The sequence below is a fragment of the Streptomyces humi genome (assembly GCF_001005085.2).
Lineage (GTDB): Bacteria > Actinomycetota > Actinomycetes > Streptomycetales > Streptomycetaceae > Streptomyces > Streptomyces humi.
This window is the reverse complement of sequence record NZ_LBMU02000127.1, coordinates 1-3,950: the sequence shown is the minus strand read 5'-3', so window position 1 is coordinate 3,950 and position 3,950 is coordinate 1. Positions and strand designations below refer to the sequence as shown.

4 protein-coding genes and 1 pseudogene are annotated in these 3,950 nt (G+C 71.9%); 4 read left to right on the top strand and 1 reads right to left on the bottom strand.

What is annotated here, in order from left to right; genetic code table 11:
- Positions 1-310: 310 nt before the first annotated feature.
- Positions 311-850 carry a helix-turn-helix transcriptional regulator gene (locus tag AAW13_RS41745; protein ID WP_240528926.1) on the top strand — a complete coding sequence of 180 codons (540 nt, stop codon included), beginning with the start codon at positions 311-313 and terminating at the stop codon, positions 848-850.
- A 119-nt stretch (positions 851-969) separates the two neighbouring features.
- Positions 970-1,479, top strand: coding sequence for an SRPBCC family protein (locus AAW13_RS41740; RefSeq protein WP_071659862.1), 510 nt, complete (start codon positions 970-972; stop codon positions 1,477-1,479).
- Positions 1,480-1,498: 19 nt separating this feature from the next.
- Here the strand turns inward: AAW13_RS41740 and AAW13_RS45355 are convergent, their stop codons facing one another.
- Positions 1,499-1,681: a hypothetical protein gene (locus tag AAW13_RS45355; RefSeq protein WP_107483536.1), complete on the bottom strand. Its 183-nt coding sequence runs from the start codon at positions 1,679-1,681 to the stop codon at positions 1,499-1,501.
- Between the two features lie 629 nt (positions 1,682-2,310).
- On the opposite strand from AAW13_RS45355, the gene AAW13_RS41735 reads away from it, so the two are divergent.
- Together AAW13_RS41735 and katE2 are read left to right on the top strand one after the other, a co-directional pair.
- Positions 2,311-2,988, top strand: coding sequence for a hypothetical protein (locus AAW13_RS41735; protein ID WP_071659861.1), 678 nt, complete (start codon positions 2,311-2,313; stop codon positions 2,986-2,988).
- Between the two features lie 209 nt (positions 2,989-3,197).
- A pseudogene (gene katE2 / locus AAW13_RS41730) lies at positions 3,198-3,950 on the top strand (catalase KatE2); the annotation flags it as partial.

Sequence of the window (3,950 nt, the reverse complement as noted above, 5' to 3'; positions counted from 1 at the left end):
GCGACGGTGCGGTCCCGTCCGGCTCCGCGACCGTGCGGCGCCGCCCGGACTCCGCGCCCGCCCGGCGCCGGACCCCGTGCGCCGGACCCCGTGCGCGGGACCCCGCCTTCGCCGCCGGCCCTGGGAGACAGCAGTCCGATGAACGGCCCCGACGAGACGGTCGCCGGGCTGCTGGAACACGCCGCCCACCTGCGGCTCAGCCGTGGAGACGCGCTCGGCGCGGTGACGGCGCTCACCCGCGCCGCCGGGCTCAGTCCGGCACCGGCCGACGAGGGCCGCCGCCCGCGCGGCGGCCGTGCGGGCGTCCTCCATGGCCCGGCTCTCGCCCCGGTTCCACATGCTGGTGCTGGCCTGCGAGGCGCTGACCACGTCCGACGACGCGGCCCTTGACCTGTTCGAGCGGGCACTGACGCTGGTCGAGCCCGCGGACCGGCCCTTCGACGTCGCCCGGGTACGTCTCCTGTACGGCGAACGCCTGCGACGCCGGCGTGCGACCGGCCGGGCCCAGGAGCAGCTGCTCCTGGCCTCGAAGACCTTCGAGGAACTGGGGGCGGCCCCGTGGGCGGCGCGCGCCACGGCCGGACTCCGGGCCTGCGGCCACGCGGCCGCCGCCGGCCCACGGCAGGGAAGGGGAGCCCTGACGGCACAGGAGTGGCAGATCGCGAGCCTGGCGGCGAGCGGGCTGACCAACAAGCAGATCGCCGAGCGGCTGTTCCTCTCGCACCGGACGATCGGGACGCACCTCTACCAGATCTACCCCAAACTGGGCATCGGCTCCCGGGCCGCCCTGCCCGACGCCCTGGCCGCCCTCCAGCCGGCGGAGCCCGGCCCGGGGCGCCCAGTCAGATGACGTATGCGTTCACGCGCCCTCCACCGCACACTGGCGTGGGGAACGCCCTGGGACCGTCGTGCCGCCGGCACCGTCACCGGCCTACCCGAGGTAGAACAGCAGCGCGAAAGAGAACTCGGATGTACGACACCTCAGACAGCCACCCGGACATCCACTGGCCGTCCGGTTTCTCCCCCGCCGACGCCGACAGCTTCCACCGGGCGCAGGCTGTCGTGCCCGGCCCGCCCGAGCGGGCCTTCCAGCTGCTCACCGACGTGGCGAACTGGCCGAAGTGGGTGCCGGGGTGTGAGGAAGTGAGCTCCGTCACCCTGGCCCAGACCTTCGAGGTGGTCTGGGCGGGACACCTGTTCGAGGTCTTCGTCGGGGAGAGCGTGCCGCCCCGCCGGATCGGCTGGCTGGGCATCGGGGGCGGCGTGATGCTGTACCAGGCGTGGCTGCTCACCGGGACCGAGGACGGCACGGAGGTCGTGGTGGAGAACGCCGTCCGCGCCGACGCCCCCCGGCGCGTCCGCGCCGACGCCCCCCGGCCCTTCGGCAACCCGTCGGACGCCTGGGCCGAGCGGCTGAACGAGCTGTGGCTCGCCCAGCTGGACAAGCTGTCGCAGCCCCTGCCGGACCCGGCGCCGTGACCGTCCGCCGACGCCGCCCTCAGATGCTGTCCCGCAGCGGCGGGTCGTCGCTCCGGGCCGCCCTGACCAGGCTGTTGTAGGTCCGCCTGAGGAGTATCGCCGACTGGCACCGGCCACCACCGCCCGCACAGGGACGGCAGGCCCGTACGTGTTCCTCCCACACCGCACGCGCTCGCTCGATCCGCTGCTGATCTCGCTCCATGGCTCTTCCCCGTACGTGCGACACGGTGGTCCGGGGGATGACGGCTGGCCACCCCCCCCAGTGGCTAAACGGTCGGGACCCACGCGAGGTTCACACTTCTCGCACAGGACGTGTGCCGCGGACGTGTGTGCGGCGACCGCACGGCCGGTACGGGCGCGGGTATGCCGCGGATCTCCGCCAGCAGCGGCGTGACAGCCGCCATGATCTCCGCCGTGGCCTCCCGCCACCGGGATCACGGGGCACCCGGAAGACGACGCGCTCACCCGCCCTGACCGCGGCGGCGGCCGCCACCAGGGCCTGCGCCGTCCCGCTGCCGCCCCGGGGGGACGGGAACGTGCCGCGAAGGCGAGCCGGACAGGCGGCGTCGGAGCGGAATCCCCCTTGTATACCACCCCGCGGGTCCACACATGTGAGCATCTCGCACCCCGCACGTCCGGTACGCGGCACCGGGTCACCCCACCTGCCCGCCGACCACCCGCTCGCCTGGGCCCGGGAGAGCGGCCCCCGCACGGCCAGGGACACCTGAGTCCGGGAAACATGTCACATCGGTGAACCGGGCGGGTGGGTCGTCCGCTCTATGTATGTGTGGGGGTGAGCGGGGTTTCGACCCACGAGCATCGGAGGACTGGATGGGTTTCTCAGGCGAAGAGGCCGAGGGCACGTCGCACGGTCGTGCACAGTGGGCGGGTTGTCCGGTCGACGTCCGGGCGGGCCTGAACGTGGTGTGGAGCGTGCTGCACTCCGCCGTCCTGGCTCAGACCTGTCTGCCGCGGGCGTCCGCCGCGCCGGAATCGAGGGAGGCACTGCTGCCGAGGCTGGACCCGGACGTCCGCGATGCCGGGACACCCTGGGCGATCTGGGCGGACAAGCCGATGGCCGCTCTCTTCCTCGAAGCGGCTCTGCACCTGGAACGGGAGAGCGGCGGGGCCGCGGACTCCCCGCGGGGCTGTTACGCGCTGGGACCGGCGTCGCTGCCGGCGTCCGTCGCGGGCCGCCACGAGGACGGGATGTGTGTCAACGGCGTGATGCTCGCCGTGTCGCGCGCTGCCGTGGACGAGTTGCTCCACCAGATGACGCAGGTCCTCTTTCCGACGCTCACTCCCTCCGAGGAGCCCTGGGGACCGGGGCGGCACGCCCGGATATGGCGGTACGCCGGTGACGTGCTCGCGGTGACCCAGGGGTTCCGGCTGCTCGGGCGCTCCTCGACCGGGGAGGCCGCAACCGTCGCCGTCCCGCCGCGCGGGACGTCCTGTCTCGGGTTCTACTACATCTCCGAGTCGGCCCTGCGGCTCCTGGGCGGCCGATGAGGGGACGCCGCGCCGACGGAGACGGTCTGTGCCGGAACGCCGAGCACGTCCTGCACATGTATGTGCCTTGGAGGGATTCTTGACGTAGATATGTTCCAACATAGGATGTGTGCAGGTGTGCGGGCACGGGGCAGCTCGCACACCGACAGACCAGGCGGGGACCGCCATGCCTCGACCCATGCGCAGAAGCACCGACCGAGGAGCGAGCCGTGTCCGAACGCAACCAGAAGCCCCTGACAACGGCGGCCGGCGCACCGGTTCCCGACAACCAGAACTCCCAGACGGCCGGTCCCCGCGGCCCCATGCTTCTCCAGGACGTGTGGTTCCTGGAGAAGCTCGCCCACTTCGACCGCGAGGTCATCCCCGAGCGCCGGATGCACGCCAAGGGCTCGGGCGCGTTCGGCACCTTCACCGTGACCCACGACATCACGCGGTACACGAGCGCGGAGATCTTCTCCGAGGTCGGCAGGAAGACCGAGCTCTTCGTCCGCTTCTCCACCGTCGCGGGTGAGCGTGGCGCGGCCGACGCCGAGCGCGACATCCGGGGCTTCGCCGTGAAGTTCTACACCGACGAGGGCAACTGGGACCTGGTCGGCAACAACACTCCGGTGTTCTTCTTCCGCGATCCGCTGAAGTTCCCCGACCTCAACCACGCGGTCAAGCGCGACCCGCGTACCAACCTCCGTGACCCGGAGAACAACTGGGACTTCTGGACCAGCCTCCCCGAGGCACTGCACCAGATCACCATCGTGATGTCCGACCGGGGCATCCCGGCCTCCTACCGGCACATGCACGGCTTCGGGTCCCACACCTACAGCCTGGTCAACGCCGAGGGCGAGCGGTTCTGGGTGAAGTTCCACCACCGCACCCAGCAGGGCGTCAGGAACCTCACGGACGAGGAGGCACAGGCCCTCGTCGGCAGGGACCGCGAATCCCACCAGCGCGATCTCTTCGAGTCGATC